This is a genomic window from Paenibacillus xylanivorans (assembly GCF_001280595.1).
Classification (GTDB): domain Bacteria; phylum Bacillota; class Bacilli; order Paenibacillales; family Paenibacillaceae; genus Paenibacillus; species Paenibacillus xylanivorans.
Genome location: NZ_LITU01000023.1, coordinates 24,671 through 38,715 on the forward strand (window position 1 = coordinate 24,671; position 14,045 = coordinate 38,715).

12 protein-coding genes are annotated in these 14,045 nt (G+C 47.1%); 2 read left to right on the plus strand and 10 right to left on the minus strand.

Features of this window, described 5'->3' with window-relative positions:
* Nucleotides 1–24: 24 nt before the first annotated feature.
* On the minus strand, nt 25–699 hold the full coding sequence (locus AMS66_RS02285) for an Imm41 family immunity protein (protein WP_053779252.1): 675 nt from the start codon (nt 697–699) through the stop codon (nt 25–27).
* Between the two features lie 237 nt (nt 700–936).
* Here AMS66_RS02285 and AMS66_RS02290 point away from each other — a divergent pair, with 237 nt between their 5' ends.
* Nucleotides 937–1,506, plus strand: coding sequence for a hypothetical protein (locus AMS66_RS02290; protein WP_236703089.1), 570 nt, complete (start codon nt 937–939; stop codon nt 1,504–1,506).
* Between the two features lie 121 nt (nt 1,507–1,627).
* Nucleotides 1,628–1,840 carry a DUF6366 family protein gene (locus tag AMS66_RS02295; RefSeq protein ID WP_053779254.1) on the plus strand — a complete coding sequence of 71 codons (213 nt, stop codon included), beginning with the start codon at nt 1,628–1,630 and terminating at the stop codon, nt 1,838–1,840.
* Nucleotides 1,841–1,941: 101 nt separating this feature from the next.
* On the opposite strand, the gene AMS66_RS02300 is transcribed toward AMS66_RS02295, so the two are convergent.
* From AMS66_RS02300 to AMS66_RS02340, 9 genes are all read right to left on the minus strand, one after another.
* Complete coding sequence (locus AMS66_RS02300; protein ID WP_082350525.1) at nt 1,942–2,445, minus strand: MgtC/SapB family protein; 504 nt, start codon at nt 2,443–2,445, stop codon at nt 1,942–1,944.
* A 33-nt stretch (nt 2,446–2,478) separates the two neighbouring features.
* Complete coding sequence (locus AMS66_RS02305; RefSeq protein WP_053779255.1) at nt 2,479–3,510, minus strand: LacI family DNA-binding transcriptional regulator; 1,032 nt, start codon at nt 3,508–3,510, stop codon at nt 2,479–2,481.
* Between the two features lie 87 nt (nt 3,511–3,597).
* Nucleotides 3,598–4,644, minus strand: a complete 1,047-nt coding sequence (locus AMS66_RS02310; RefSeq protein WP_053779256.1) for an ABC transporter ATP-binding protein — start codon at nt 4,642–4,644, stop codon at nt 3,598–3,600.
* Nucleotides 4,641–5,684 (minus strand): ABC transporter ATP-binding protein, encoded by a 1,044-nt coding sequence (locus AMS66_RS02315; protein ID WP_053779257.1) that lies wholly within the window; start codon nt 5,682–5,684, stop codon nt 4,641–4,643. The genes AMS66_RS02310 and AMS66_RS02315 overlap by 4 nt, the downstream gene beginning before the upstream one ends.
* 32 nt (nt 5,685–5,716) lie before the next feature.
* A complete protein-coding gene (locus AMS66_RS02320) occupies nt 5,717–6,862 on the minus strand; it encodes an ABC transporter permease (protein WP_053779258.1) in 1,146 nt (381 codons plus the stop codon).
* A 2-nt stretch (nt 6,863–6,864) separates the two neighbouring features.
* On the minus strand, nt 6,865–7,863 hold the full coding sequence (locus AMS66_RS02325) for an ABC transporter permease (RefSeq protein ID WP_024631276.1): 999 nt from the start codon (nt 7,861–7,863) through the stop codon (nt 6,865–6,867).
* A 96-nt stretch (nt 7,864–7,959) separates the two neighbouring features.
* Nucleotides 7,960–9,906 (minus strand): ABC transporter substrate-binding protein, encoded by a 1,947-nt coding sequence (locus AMS66_RS02330; protein WP_053779259.1) that lies wholly within the window; start codon nt 9,904–9,906, stop codon nt 7,960–7,962.
* A 406-nt stretch (nt 9,907–10,312) separates the two neighbouring features.
* Entirely contained in the window at nt 10,313–12,427 is a 2,115-nt protein-coding gene (locus AMS66_RS02335) for a DUF5054 domain-containing protein (RefSeq protein WP_053779260.1), read from the minus strand.
* Between the two features lie 106 nt (nt 12,428–12,533).
* Nucleotides 12,534–14,024 carry a Vps62-related protein gene (locus tag AMS66_RS02340; protein WP_053779261.1) on the minus strand — a complete coding sequence of 497 codons (1,491 nt, stop codon included), beginning with the start codon at nt 14,022–14,024 and terminating at the stop codon, nt 12,534–12,536.
* Nucleotides 14,025–14,045 lie beyond the last annotated feature (21 nt).

Here is a 14,045-nt window from a genome sequence, read left to right on the forward strand (position 1 = left end):
GAAATGAACGAATTATTTAGCTGGCTATACATCATCTTCAGAAGACAGATTAATTGCAGAACGATATGGAGTGTGGTTTCCCATCACCCATTCATGAAACAATTGGTGAGCGCTGCTGGCATCCGGAGCCATGAAGAGATACGTCCCCTCCACCTCACGGCGGCTCAGCCTGGAATCAAAAAGCTCCCGATCCTCTTCTTCGTTCAAAACAATTCGGTACGTCCCATCTTCCTCACGGAATCCGATCGCGTGCACATTCGTATTTTGTTTATAATAACCCAGCTGCAACATCACTGGTTGCTCTTCTGCCATTTCCCCTGTAGAGGTCGGGTTAGAAAACTCCTCGTCAAATCTCTCTTCTTCCAGCACGATGCCCTTAAAGAAACCATCAACCACCCTGCCCAGACGATCCACGATGAAATTTGCATATTCATAGGGAAACTGTTGGATCTCGTACACATCCCGATCCGAATGATGCCATTGCAGATGCTCCATGATTTTGGAATATGTGAAGCTAACTGCGCTTGCCATTTCCCGATCCAACGGCTGGTCTGCGGTGAGACGGGTCAGTTCCATAATACTGTTCACATACTTCCAGAATAACATTTGGTCGAAGCGCGCCTCCTCGTGCAGCATGTACAAAAAGGTATTCTCCTCCGCGCGCGCATTGCGCATCAGTTCTTGAAGTGATTGTTCCATATACAATATATCCCCCTGGGTTTTACTATAAATACTGTATCAAAAGAGCAAGACGATTGGAAATGGAGAGATTTCTATTTACCCAATTCAAAAGCCCACGATGAGCAGGATACTTCGCAGCTAAGCTTAATTTCCTTATTTTGGTGCAACTTCCCTCTCATTCTTTCGTCTAATGATTGACTAACAACGAAGGAGATGACTATGCGAATAAGTTGCAGTCCTGGTTTCCCCGGAAGCATGATTGGTTCAATTGATCTTCAGCCTACCAAGTTTAATACGGGCGTTTCCAGCAAGAGCGAGATTATCCATCATGTTGATCCTGAACTCATTGCTATTCCTTACATCGAAGACCCCGGATTCGGTTCAACCTTTGATGTGATGAAGATCATGAAGGGAACGTACCAAGAGGAATTTCAAGAGAGCTATGATGTGGAATTTACGATTGATGTGGATAAAAAGGGGTACATTACCCAGTTCGAGCATACCTTTGCTCTGGAGCGTTATCTTGATCTTGTGCGGACGCAGTCCTATAAAGTGATCAAGACGAATTGGAAGGGACGTTCCTTCCATGTCATGACTTACAGTTATATGGAGGAAGTGTGCAACCCGGATAATTTAATCTTCAGATGTGACCCTGCAGAGGATGTTTTCGTCGTAGCAGAACTTGTTCCCTATTCTGTCGGTGGTGTTGTGGTGCAGCCCAACAATGTATACCTTCACCTCCGTGCATTAATCTCGGCAAGAGATGATCTCTACCCGATCGACTATATGTGTGAACCTGATTTCGATCTAAGCATCGAAGCCTAAGTTCTACTTCATTTAAATACAGCAAAGAGCACAAAGCGTTCCTGACTTACTCCGGATCACCTGTGCTCTTTTGAATATAGATTCGTTTCACCGAAAAAAATCAAATCTCAGAGGTGGTTAAATGGATTTTCGAGAAGAAACACCCGAAGCAAAAAGAGAACGTTTGAGACAAGAAGAATTAAAAGGAAACCCCATGGGAACGTTTGGTAATGGCATAAATCGTGCTCAATTTGGAAGCTTATCCGATTTAGTTGGCGGTTTGGGATGGAAAGGCACTGGAATCCTCATTATGTTATTGCTAATTGGGTATGTCATTTATAAATTAGTGTTCTAAAAAGGATAGGGACAACTATGCACTTTTCGCTACTTGAATAAATAAGCGTATTCCAAACTTTCCACCGAATACGCTTATTCGTTTGCAAAATTACTCAACCATTAGGCACTCAAGTCCTTCTTTTCTTCCTTTGCCACCAGCTTCCTGTGCTCCCACTTCTCAATCCAACCCCCAACCCGGATGAAAAAGAAAGCCACCGCCATCGAGAAGGTCACAATTCCATAGAAACCGGCGCCCGTACCAATACCTACCCCACCTGCAAATAGAATCATCGCTGCAGATGTCAAACCTTTCACTTCGAATCCGGCCTTCATGATCAGTCCTGCTCCGAGAAAGCCGAGGCCCGAGACGATCTGAGCTGCCAGGCGCATCGGGTCCATCATCGTTCGGTTATGCAGCTGTCCGTACACTTCAACGCTCTCAATGGATACGATTGTAATCAGCGCAGAAGCAACCGTTACGAACGTATACGTCTTTACACCAGCCGGTTTGTTCTTATGGGTCCGATCGAATCCGATTAATAGCCCCAGAACCGCACTGATTAGAATTCGAACATAATATTCAAAAGGCACTGAATTGCCCATCCAGGATGTAAACGTTATCATATTTAACCTCACTACATCCGAAACTCATCTTTGTTAATTCTGGATCGAGGAACACGAGTTTCTCTCTATTATTTTGCTTGGAACGATCCTGTTATTCTCGTACGATCCCTCCAAGATACCCAGCTTATGCATGAGCAGTCTTACCGACTGAACACCCAGTTCGGATGGTTGCAGATCCATTCCCGTCAAAGAAGGCCTTACCTGGTGCATCATGGACTGATCGCCGCAGATGACAAACAAAGAGATATCTTCCGGCACACGAAGACCCGCGTCGTTGATGGCATTGAGAGCGCTAAATGCAGTACGGTCATCGTCTGCAATAATGGCCGTAGGCCTCTCCGTGTGGTTCTTCACACTATGAAGTGTCTCATCATAGCCGTATTTAATATATTTGTCTGAATGGATACCCGGTTTATAATGGATCATTCCGGGCTGGATCATAACACCATGCTCCTGCAGCACCCGGACGAACTCTTCCGTACGTTCAATGGAAACGGTCATCTGCTCCCCGGCGTTCAGGAACATGATGTTCCGGTGCCCAAGTCCAAGTAAATAATCGCAAATATCGCGGATAACCTGCTTATTGTCGTTATTGACCGTAGAGACGCCCTGGAGTCCCTTGTTAATGATTTTGCCAATTGTGACGAACGGAATTTCATTCTGATACAGCAGGTTGATCCGGTCATCCTCTTCCGTAGGTCCCAGCACAATGGCTCCGTCAATAGGATAACTTGCCAGTGAAGGTGTCTTTACCTCTTCCGCAGCAATCATGTCCAGAAGCACCCGGTATCCGTAATTGGAAGCTTCCAGAATGACGCCGTTGATAAACTGATTATGGAACACGCTGAAAAAGAATTTTCCGTGCGGAATCGTAAGCCCGATCGCCATTGTTTTCTTGGTGACCAGGCTTCTTGCAATATGATTCGGCACGTAATTCAATTCCTTCGAGATTTGCAGCACTTTCTCGGTTACCTTTTTGCTCGTTGGCCTTTTCTGGCTGAATACGTTGGATACCGTTCCCTTCGATACACCCGCCAGACGGGCTACATCGTCAATCTTTGCCATTAGGAACAACCTCTCCTCAACACTAGTTCGATTTCGTCCTCGCGAGTTCAAAGATGACTGATTGTATCATCAGGTTCATGTCGATGGTTAGGATGTCCTGGATTGCACCTCATCCTCAGTCTCGATTGGAACGCCGCGAAGCTGAAGCTGCTCGGCATAATGACAGGCAGCAAAATGATTATATCCTACTTCACGGAGTTCAGGAACTTGCTGGATGCATTTATCCGTCTTGTAGGAACATCGGGGATGAAAATGACAACCGCTTGGCGGATTGGCCGGATTCGGTACTTCCCCCTCCAGTATAATTCGTTCTTTTTTGAAATCCGGATTCGGTTGGGGCACGGCTGACATTAGCGCTTCCGTATAAGGATGCTGAGGATGCGAGAACAGCGATTCCGTTGTCGCCAGTTCCACAATTCTGCCCAGATGCATCACCGCTACCCGGTCAGAAATGTTCTGTACGATGGAAAGATCATGCGAAATGAAGATATATGTGATCTTGAATTGCTCCTGCAAATCCTTGAGCAGGTTGATAATCTGAGCCTGAATCGAAACATCCAGGGCAGAGACCGCTTCATCACAGACAATCAGTCTGGGTTGTGTAATGAGCGCACGCGCAATAGCTATCCGCTGCCGCTGTCCTCCCGAAAATGCATGTGGGTATCGTTTCAGGTAACTCACATTCAGACCTGTTTTCTCGGCAATCTCCATCACCTTCTCTTCCACCTCAGCCCTGCTCAGCTTAAAGTTCGCAATTAGCGGTTCGGCGATAATATCGAATACGCTCATTCGGGGGCTCAGTGAGGAATACGGGTCCTGAAAGATCATCTGGATGTCCTTGCGATATGCCTTGATCTCTTTCCCCTTCAAGTTAAGGTAATTCACTTCTTTTCCATCTTCCGCATGATAGACTACATCGCCTGAAGAAGCATCCACACCTCTGACGATACAGCGTCCAAGCGTCGTTTTTCCACAGCCGGATTCTCCGACGATACTCAAGGTTTCCCCTTCAAGGAGTTCAAATGAAATTTCGTTCAGAATATGAATGGGTTTTGGCTTTTTGAACAGGGCTTTTTTGGATTTGACCTGAAAGCTTTTGTTCAGGTTGAGGACTTCAAGAATGGGTTTGGTCATTGTGCTTCTCCTTCTCTCTGGTCCGTGTACAGAAAACATCTGACCATATGCTGGTCGGAGATCGCGGTTTTCGGTACAGCTTGTTGATTGCATACACCTTCAATCCTGTCCTTGCAGCGATCATAGAATCCGCACATCGGAGGCATGTTGATTGGCATCGGAACGGAACCTTCGATGGAATCCAGCCGTTTGCTTTTATTCCCTCCCAGTCTGGGCATCGATTTAAGCAACCCTTTCGTGTAGGGATGCTTCGGATTGTTGAAGATTTCCCTCATCGGTGCCTGCTCAACAATTCTTCCGAGGTACATCACCGCAACCTCATCACACATCTCGGCGATAATACCCAGATCATGGGTCACCAGCAGAATGGCCATGCCAAACTCCGCCTGCAGGCTTTTCATGAGTTCCAGTACTTGAGCCTGAATGGTCACATCGAGCGCCGTTGTGGGCTCATCGGCAATCAGAATTTCGGGGTTACAGGACAGCGCCATGGAGATCATCGCCCGCTGACGCATACCTCCTGAAAATTCATGCGGATATTGATCGAAACGCTTGGCCTGATCGGAAATACCGACTTTGCTCAGCATCTCTAATGCAATTTTTTTGGCCTCTTTTTTGTTCTTCGTCTGATGAATTCGGATGGCTTCCATGATCTGATTCCCGATGGTATACATCGGTGAAAAGGCCGTCATCGGCTCCTGAAAGATCATCGAAATTTTGCGACCGCGGATGGAGCGGATCTGCTTGCCCGTCGGTTTCAGAGATAAGAGATTCATACCATGGAGGGCCAATTCCGAGTCGGAATTGTAAGTGATTGTTCCACTCGTTTCACATTCCTTGGGATTGATACTGATGATCGATCGGCTTGTCAGGCTTTTGCCGCAGCCCGATTCCCCGACAAGCCCAAGGGTTTTGCCTTTGTATATATTGAAGTCGACTCCATCCACGGCATTCATGACGCCGTTTTCCATCTGAATCCGAATCTTCAGGTCTTGAACGGACAGTAAAGGTTGCTCCTTATGAACGGCTTGAGTTGCCATGCTATCCCCTCGCTTGCCTAGTATTTGGACAATTATTTTTTGTACGGATCAGCCGCGTCGCGCAAACCATCGCCGATAAAGTTATAGGTCAATACAGTCAGAATGACAAAAGCGAGCGGAATGAGCTTCCATGGATACAGGGCCACATTTTCAATCTTTTGAGCCTCCTGAAGCAGTACGCCCCAACTGGTTGCCGGCGAACGGACGCCAAGGCCGAGGAAGCTCATCGCCGTCTCACCCAGAATCATGCTGGGAATCGCCAGGGTTGTCGCCACGACCAAATAACTCATGAAGCCTGGCAGCAGGTGTTTGACGATAATCTTGGCGTCACCTACACCAGCAATCTTCGCAGCAATTACATAATCTTCATTCTTCAACGAAATGAACTTGCCTCTGACAACCCGTGCCAGATCGGTCCAACCAATAAAAGCAAAGATGATAACGATGTATAAATACATGGTCACTACCGGAATACGTGGTGGAATTGCAGCAGATAATGCCATCCAAAGCGGCAGCGTCGGAAAGGAACGGATGATTTCGATAATGCGTTGTATCAAGGAATCAATCCAACCGCCGAAATAACCGGAAATGCCTCCAATAATCAAACCCAGGATAAAGCTAATGCCCACGCCGACCAGCGGAATGCTGAGTGAAATTTGACTTCCCAACACGATCCGGGAGAACAGGTCACGACCCATCCCGTCCGTGCCTAGCAAGAATATTCTCCCTGGCTCATCTACGGCGAACAAATGTGTGGACATCGGGATCAGGCCCAGAAACTTATATTCTTCTCCCTTTACGAAGAATTTGAAGAAGTGCTTTTTTTCGGTATCCGGGACAAACATCTTACGCAATGTTTCGGGGTCACGCTCGCTCTTTAACTCATATACAAACGGCTTGATATGAAACTTGCCTTCCGCATCGACAAATCGAAGTCCCATTGGCGGTGCATTAACGTATTTGCTGTCATAGCTTTGCAGTCCGTAAGGCGCGATAAACTGCGCGAACAGCGCGATGATGTAAAATGCGCCCAGAATGTACATGCTGATTCGGGCCAATTTGTGTTTCTTGAATTTCTGATAGATCAGTCGCCACTGCGAGCTGTAAACAGTATCTTTGGGTGCTGCTGTAACTGGGACTGCCGGCCTTTGACCTTTAAATAACGGTAGTGGTCTCATAATTAGGATCCTCTGAACTCTGTACGTATTTTGGGATCAAGCCAAGCCAGCAAAATATCGGAAATCAGTGTTCCGAGAACCGTCAGCAAAGCCATGATCAATAAAAAGGTTCCAGCAAGATACATGTCCTGACCGAGCAATGCATTATGCATGACTGGCCCTTGAATCGGCAGGTTCAATACGATGGCTGTAATCGTAGCGCCGGTAAAGATGGAGGATAATGACCAGCCAAAGGTACTCACAATAGGATTCAAGGCTGCACGTGTTGGATACTTGAACAGAATTTGCATCTCTGATAACCCCTTGGCGCGGGCTGTGATAACATTCGGTTTGTTCAGCTCATCAAGCATTTGTCCCCGCATGATCCGAATCAGATCCGCAGTACCCGAAAGTCCAATAACAATTACCGGAATGACCATATGCTGCATCAAGTCTTTTACCTTGTCCATGGACCACGGTGCATTCACGTATTCGTTGGAGAATAAGCCGAGCAACGGATTGCCGAACCACTTATAGGAAAAAAACATGAGAATGATAGCTAACAAAAAGTTGGGCGTTGCCATTCCGATAAAGCTCAGGCCGGAGAAGAAATAATCGCCCGCAGAGTACTGCTTTACCGCCGTGTAGATACCGACCGGAATCGCGATTATATAATGGAAGGCCATCGTCACCAGCGAGACGACCAGAGTCAGCCCCATATACTGCTGGATCACCGCCATCACCGGTTTGTTGTAGTTGAACGAGAAACCAAAGTCGCCATGCAGTATTATTTTCTTTACCCAGACGAAATATTGTTCATAGATTGGCCGGTCCAACCCCAGATTCGCCCGCATGTCATCCATCTCAGCCTGGGTCATGATATCGCCGGAAGCGGACATCTTGGCCGAGTAGGAGGATACGTAATCACCAGGTGGCAATTGAATAATGTAGAAGACGATAAAGGAGATCACAACAACAACAGGAATGGCCAACAGAATTCGTTTTAAAATGTATTCAAACATCTATTCCTCTCCTCTGCACCGCATGAATGATACAAAAGGAAACAATAGCAAGGATAAACCCCCTCCTCACTATTGTTTACCTGACTGTTTCACCAGCTATTGCTTGATGAAAAATTGTGCTGGATGGCCTTGACCCAGCGAACGATACTCATCGGACCAGATGAGATCCGTAGGGATATTATGAATCTTATTCGAGGCCGTAATCAGCACCGGAGTTGGTCCCGCATATCCGATGACCCATTGATTCTTCTGGTGCAGTTTCACGATTTCATTGCTATACTGATTGATTTCATCCAGTGTCTTGCTTGCTTTGACTTTTTCCCAATACTCAAGGATTTTAGCGACATCACCTTCAGGCTTGATGCCTTCTTTGCCGCCAGATTGGGAGTACAAACCGTAATGGCCGAACCATGGAGTGATTACACGGAGCGGAACCATGGTATCGGGCCGGAAGGCTACGTTGACAACAGAAATATTCTCGGTAGTCATCGGAATCTTGTTAGCATATTTCATATCAAAATGAGTGCCTCCGTCAACCACTTTCAAGTTCGTTCGCAGCCCCATATCCTCGTAGTATTTCTTAAGCAATTCAAGGAATGGTGCCGTATCGGTCGTGCTCTCAATCACGGTAAGCGTTAACTCGGAGCCGTCAGGGTTCAGACGGAAGTTGTCTTTATCCCTCTTGTTCAAACCTAACTCGTCAAGAATCTGGTTAGCGCGTTCAGGATCGTATTCCGCCCACTGCTGGGCCCACCCTTCCTGATAGCCCATTACGCCTTCCGGTACGGAAGCTTGAATTGGTTCTCCCATTCCGCTGGTGACAATCTCAGACACCTGGTTACGATCCACTCCAATGGAGAGTGCTTCCCTGAACTTGATGTCCTGGAACAGTTTGCGGAGATTCGGATCTTCCGTAGTCTGGTTTAACTGTACTCCCGCGCTGGACCAAGCTGGTTGTGTCCAAGGGATGATACGGAAATCACCTTTTTTCTCATTCTCTTTCAGTACCGTGAAGTCTTTGGAATCAAAGATCACCAGGTTGTAATCACCGGCAAGCGTTCCAAGTACCTTTTGGCTCGGATCTTGAATCTTGGTCGCTACAATCCGGTCAATATACGGAAGCTGTTTGCCTTCATTATCTGTTTTCCAGTAGTACGGGTTGCGCTCCATGACAAACTGATCGCCATTCGGATCATTGGTTGGCACCCATGCCCGGAGTGTAGGAATCTGGTAATGCAGCCAATCCGTATACCCGGTTTCCATCAAGAATACTTTGGGATCTTCATAGCCCCACTGCTTGGTGATCTCCAGTGTTTTAGCATCCCCAACGAACTCAGGAAGGATAGTTTTGTGAAAGTGTGCAGGAGCGAAAAACCACTTGTTATCGATAGCCACACGTTCCAGGAAGAGCACACTTGGATATTTGTGAGTTACGGTAAACGTGTAATCATCCACCTTTTTCACCTCAGCCAACGCTCTATCCCCGGTAACAGGGTCAACGGAATAATAAGCGTCATAGATCTTTTTGCCGAAGGTCTCTTTGGTCAACATATGCTCCCAATAAAAGAGAACATCATCCGCTGTGAAAGGAACACCATCAGACCATTTCATGCCTTCTCGCAAATGGATGGTGAATACGGTGGAATCTTCATTCACTTCATAGCTCTTGGCTACGTTTGGCTCAACCTTGTTTCCTTCCTTATTGAAACGGAACAGCGCTTCCTCTGTCGGTTGGCCTATCCCCCACTTGTCAGGAACACCAGTCCAAGGCATGTTCCAATCTCCACCATATTGCCCGATTTCCTCAACGACCTCTTCAACCATAATGTCTTTGGAAGCTGGCAGGCGCTCAGCCAGGGCAGGCAATTTGCCTTCATCGACAAGCTTTGCCAGCATCGGTGCTTCTTTTGCACTGTTGTCCGTAACGACAGGTTCTTTTACTGTGGATTCCTCATTATCGTTGTTAGACGAAGATGCAGAACATCCTCCCAGTATTGTCGTGATTAGGACAAGAACAATTAACAAGTTGCTTTTCCTTTTCAAGCTAAACCCCTCCACGTTTGGATTTGCCATTAACTTGCCTGATTATGCTCTGGTAAGGACTCACCTCCCTGACGAAATAAACCTTTAAGTAAATAAGTAGGCATTATTAAACCGGTTTAATAATGAGGTAAAAAAGAAGTTCTCGCTGGGAAAACACCACATAAAATTAAACCGGTTTAATTGCCATATAAGAAAATGTAAACGCTTTATTTGTATATAATACATGGCTGATTACGTTCAAGCAATAGGAATTTAACAAAAAATTTCTGTTTTTTCAAATTCATTTCGGGAACAGCTTGTTTCAGTTCAAACCCTATCCTCACTCACAAATCCAAGTATAGGTTCCAATTGTTCTTAGATTATTATCCAATCATCAATTTTTGGTAAAATTCCGTAATATATTCTTTTATTTGCGGTTTGCAGCTGTAATTAGTCGAAAGCGGAATTTGGCATCCTCGCCGTACCACATGGGGAAATTGGTGCCCCAGATATTGTTATGCAGATTAAAATGCCATCCAGATTCAAGCGAAACAAACGAGTTGTCGAATTGCAGCAGTCTTCTCTGTCCAGGTGCGACCAATGCGGAATCCAGTGCTTCAATAGAGGCCTGGCCATCTGAGCCCTCATAGAATACTCCCCTGTCTACAGCATGTAGATTGCGATTGCCGTCTTTTACAACATTCAACGGAGAGATTCGTCCGCCAAGTTTATCCATCATCCATAGATTGGGGTTATCCACCTGAAGTCCGCATCCAAACCAACTGGCCTCTGGAAGACGATTGGCTTCTTTTCCAAACCATTGTAAGCTAACCTCTACCGCTCCTGCCTTTGAAAAAGTGTATACCAGCTCCAGTTCCTTGGGTGCTCCGTATAATTCATGACTTTCTGCAGGCATGGACAGCCGGAACCCGTACGTATCGCCATGAGCACTACCTGAAATGTTCAAGTCGGTCACGATTGGCAGGTACACCTGATGGCTTGGCAGCGGGCGCACAAATTCAAAGCCAGGTTTGCTGAAGTCGGCATCTGCCCAAGGATGGGTCACAGGCAGGTTCTGCATATAGGTACGGAAATACCTATTGTAATCCTCCGTCCCGAAGGTTTCATAGACATAGGCTCCGAACGGATGCTTCACGTCCACCCAATTCTTTCCCTTCTCGTCCGTCAGCTGAATCAGGGCCCCATTGTTATTGAAGGCCAACTGATATCCGCCACTGCTATAAACTTGATGGGTTGCTGCAGATACGTTGCCGGAAAACACACTTTTAATCGGGTCCAATTGTTCAAAAGCTTGCCGTGCTTCCTTCTGTTTATCATCACTCAGGCACGCCACAGCCGTGTCCAAATATCCTCGCTGTTCCGCCCAAGAGCTCTCTATCATGGAATAAGTGCGACGGCTCATCTCTGAAGAAAATAGTCCGCTGGAATGACTGTCGAACTCATCCATGGCGAATGCACCGATATATTGAAATTTTGCCGGGATATCTTCCACGTCGACATCGTTAATTTCCCGTGCCCGTTTGAAGTCAGGCTTGGCATAATTCCGGAAATCCGGAAGCCATTTCTTCACATCAAGCCCCCACGTATGTTCCACAACCAGCAGCATGGCATCACTCATGCCTTTATATTCAGCGCTTGCCGGATCGATCCGGCCTTCGGTCAGCCACTTGTCTCTTAACCGCTGCAACTGACGGAATCGGGCTATTTTCAGTGGGTCGGTACCGCCTCCGTGAATCCAGGTATCCCCGAGCTCTTCACGTACAACAGGTAATTGGTCCCGAACCTGATCAAGATGCACTGCAAATGCATCCAGAGACGAAGCCATAATCTGTGCATCGGGGTAACGTTCCTGGATATGCTGGAACTGTTCACGAATCTCTTCTGCGCTTGGCGGTCCGCAATTGTCGCCCGTATGAGCAAACAACAAGATATCATCGATACCTTCGATTTCGACCGCCTCCCCGTAGGTATCCGCATAATTGACGATGATCTCACTGCCATCCGTTGCCTGCCACCTGAACAGTTTAGGCACATCCGGGCGCATGGAAGCTGGATTAACCCCCAGATGCATATACCGGATACCCGCTTCACTCATCAAGGGCACCATGGACAGGGTATGGCCAGGTACATCGGTCATTTTTGCTGCAATGGTTGTTTTACCAAATTGTTTGTCCAGATCCAGCCCGATGGACAACCCGTAGCGAAATAATGAGGCGTCCATCAGTTCGGTATGCGTCGTGAACGGCAGACCGTGCCACACGATATGACCTTTGCGAATCGCCTGTTCCATGGCCTGTTTTCCCTCTTCGAACGCATGATTCAGGTAATGGCGGATCAACCAAGAGCCGGTGGTCCATATGAATCGCTCCCGTCCCCCCTCCGCTTCCAACTGCGCGGAAAGAGCGATTGCCTTGGGGACATATTCCTCCATGTACTGCCTTACGACGTTTTCCGCCAAGTGGGTAAATCCGATATCCAGGTGAGTTTTGAAAACGACATGTACTCTTTTTTGGTTAGTCATTGTTGTCTGAGCCTCCGTTGTTAGATTCACAGTTAATACTGTTTATTTGAACAATAAGCATGGGAGACCCGCCTCATGTGAAAGCGAGTCCCCTGTTTGATTTCGTTTAATCTAATATAACGTCATTCGTTAGTGCACCTTTCTCCTGCGGTCCTGTTGGTCCCCCTGCAAGCAGCGGCTGACCAAAGAAGGAGCCTTGTGACGGATTTCCGAATCTATAGACAGACAGGCTGTTCGGATTACTGTAATCCCTGTCCAGCCATGACGGCCAAGCATTTCCCAAACCATTGCCTGTTCGGGTATTCGGATCATACTGAAATGTCTGGATATTGTTCCAGGTATCCCATGCCGTTCCCTGATTGGTTACATCAATCAACTGAGTCACGACAAGTTCCTGATAGACATGATTGCCAGGATCTTTCCACATCCCATGGGAACCAAACGCGGAATAAGCGACAGCATGTGTATTGTTTATTTTGTCCACTTCACCCCAGGAGTAGGTTGTACCGAAAGAGTGCGCGCCATAGTAAACTTGCACCGGCTTCACATAGTTACTGTTCTGATCGGTGAACTTTGCCAATCTGACCGTGACCCGCTCCCAGTCTCCGACATGATCTCCCACTTCTGTGCCAAATACCGTTTTCCCAAGATCATAGGGACTGAACTGGAAATATACCAGATCGACGTTGTTATACTCTTTCTCCACCCAAAACGCGTAGATTGGTGCATTAGCCAGTTCGCCCGTAAAATACGGAAGTTTCAGGGTATAGGGATTCAACTCCGTTTTGGTCTTGAATTCATACAATCCCGAATCTGGGTTCACATACCGATCCACATGAGGCAGAGTATGTTCTACCGAGGACGGAAAATAGCTCTCGCCTTGGGCAAACCAGATTCTTGGCGCAAAGGTTTGCAAAATTTCACGTTTGGCTGCATCACTGTAATTGTTGCCCGGAACGGCAACCGATGTGTTGTCCAACGGAGAGATGGCTTCAACCTTCAGGCTGGATACCGAATCATTGATATCACCGCCAACATAGATCGCATCTGCGGTCAGTACCTTGGAGTAGCCGCCGAAATTGTAGTCTTTGTACAGTGTTACCTTATACCCGGGGGCAACGCGGAGTGCAGAGATGGTGTCATTCCCCACTCCATTCTTCAGTTCGTCCACATTATAGCTGCCAATATCAAACTGCTGCTCAAAACCTCCATAAGGCGAATTGGAATACGCGATAACCGGTTTATTGGGGCCTCCGATCTGCTCGACTTTCAGGCTGGAGGTCGCGTCGTTAAAATCATCCAGCCATCCTGCGTCCCCGGTCAGCATTTTGGTACCTCCGGAAAAATCCTTGTCACGATATAAGGTTAAACGATATCCCGGGGCTACCTTTACCGAGGATATTTTATCGTTGCCCACCACGTTAAGCTGACTCACATTGAACAGGCCAACCCCAAACTGTTGGGAGGTGCCTCCAAAATCTCCATCCTGGTAAACCGTTACGGCATTGTCCTCTGCCGCCTGCGCAGGCTGCGCCAGTGGAATGAAAAGAGATACTGCCAAGAACGAAGCTGCAAGCAAGGATTTGATTGTCATCATCGGGCTCCTCTTCGAATATTG

Bases quoted from the DNA above. Each gene is read 5' to 3' on its own strand.
- AMS66_RS02310 (WP_053779256.1), bottom strand. From the start codon at position 4,644: ATGACCAAACCCATTCTTGAAGTCCTCAACCTGAACAAAAGCTTTCAG.
- AMS66_RS02305 (WP_053779255.1), bottom strand. From the start codon at position 3,510: ATGGCAAAGATTGACGATGTAGCCCGTCTGGCGGGTGTATCGAAGGGA.
- AMS66_RS02320 (WP_053779258.1), bottom strand. From the start codon at position 6,862: ATGAGACCACTACCGTTATTTAAAGGTCAAAGGCCGGCAGTCCCAGTT.
- AMS66_RS02295 (WP_053779254.1), top strand. From the start codon at position 1,628: ATGGATTTTCGAGAAGAAACACCCGAAGCAAAAAGAGAACGTTTGAGA.
- AMS66_RS02300 (WP_082350525.1), bottom strand. From the start codon at position 2,445: ATGATAACGTTTACATCCTGGATGGGCAATTCAGTGCCTTTTGAATAT.
- AMS66_RS02325 (WP_024631276.1), bottom strand. From the start codon at position 7,863: ATGTTTGAATACATTTTAAAACGAATTCTGTTGGCCATTCCTGTTGTT.
- AMS66_RS02315 (WP_053779257.1), bottom strand. From the start codon at position 5,684: ATGGCAACTCAAGCCGTTCATAAGGAGCAACCTTTACTGTCCGTTCAA.
- AMS66_RS02290 (WP_236703089.1), top strand. From the start codon at position 937: ATGATTGGTTCAATTGATCTTCAGCCTACCAAGTTTAATACGGGCGTT.
- AMS66_RS02340 (WP_053779261.1), bottom strand. From the start codon at position 14,024: ATGATGACAATCAAATCCTTGCTTGCAGCTTCGTTCTTGGCAGTATCT.
- AMS66_RS02335 (WP_053779260.1), bottom strand. From the start codon at position 12,427: ATGACTAACCAAAAAAGAGTACATGTCGTTTTCAAAACTCACCTGGAT.
- AMS66_RS02285 (WP_053779252.1), bottom strand. From the start codon at position 699: ATGGAACAATCACTTCAAGAACTGATGCGCAATGCGCGCGCGGAGGAG.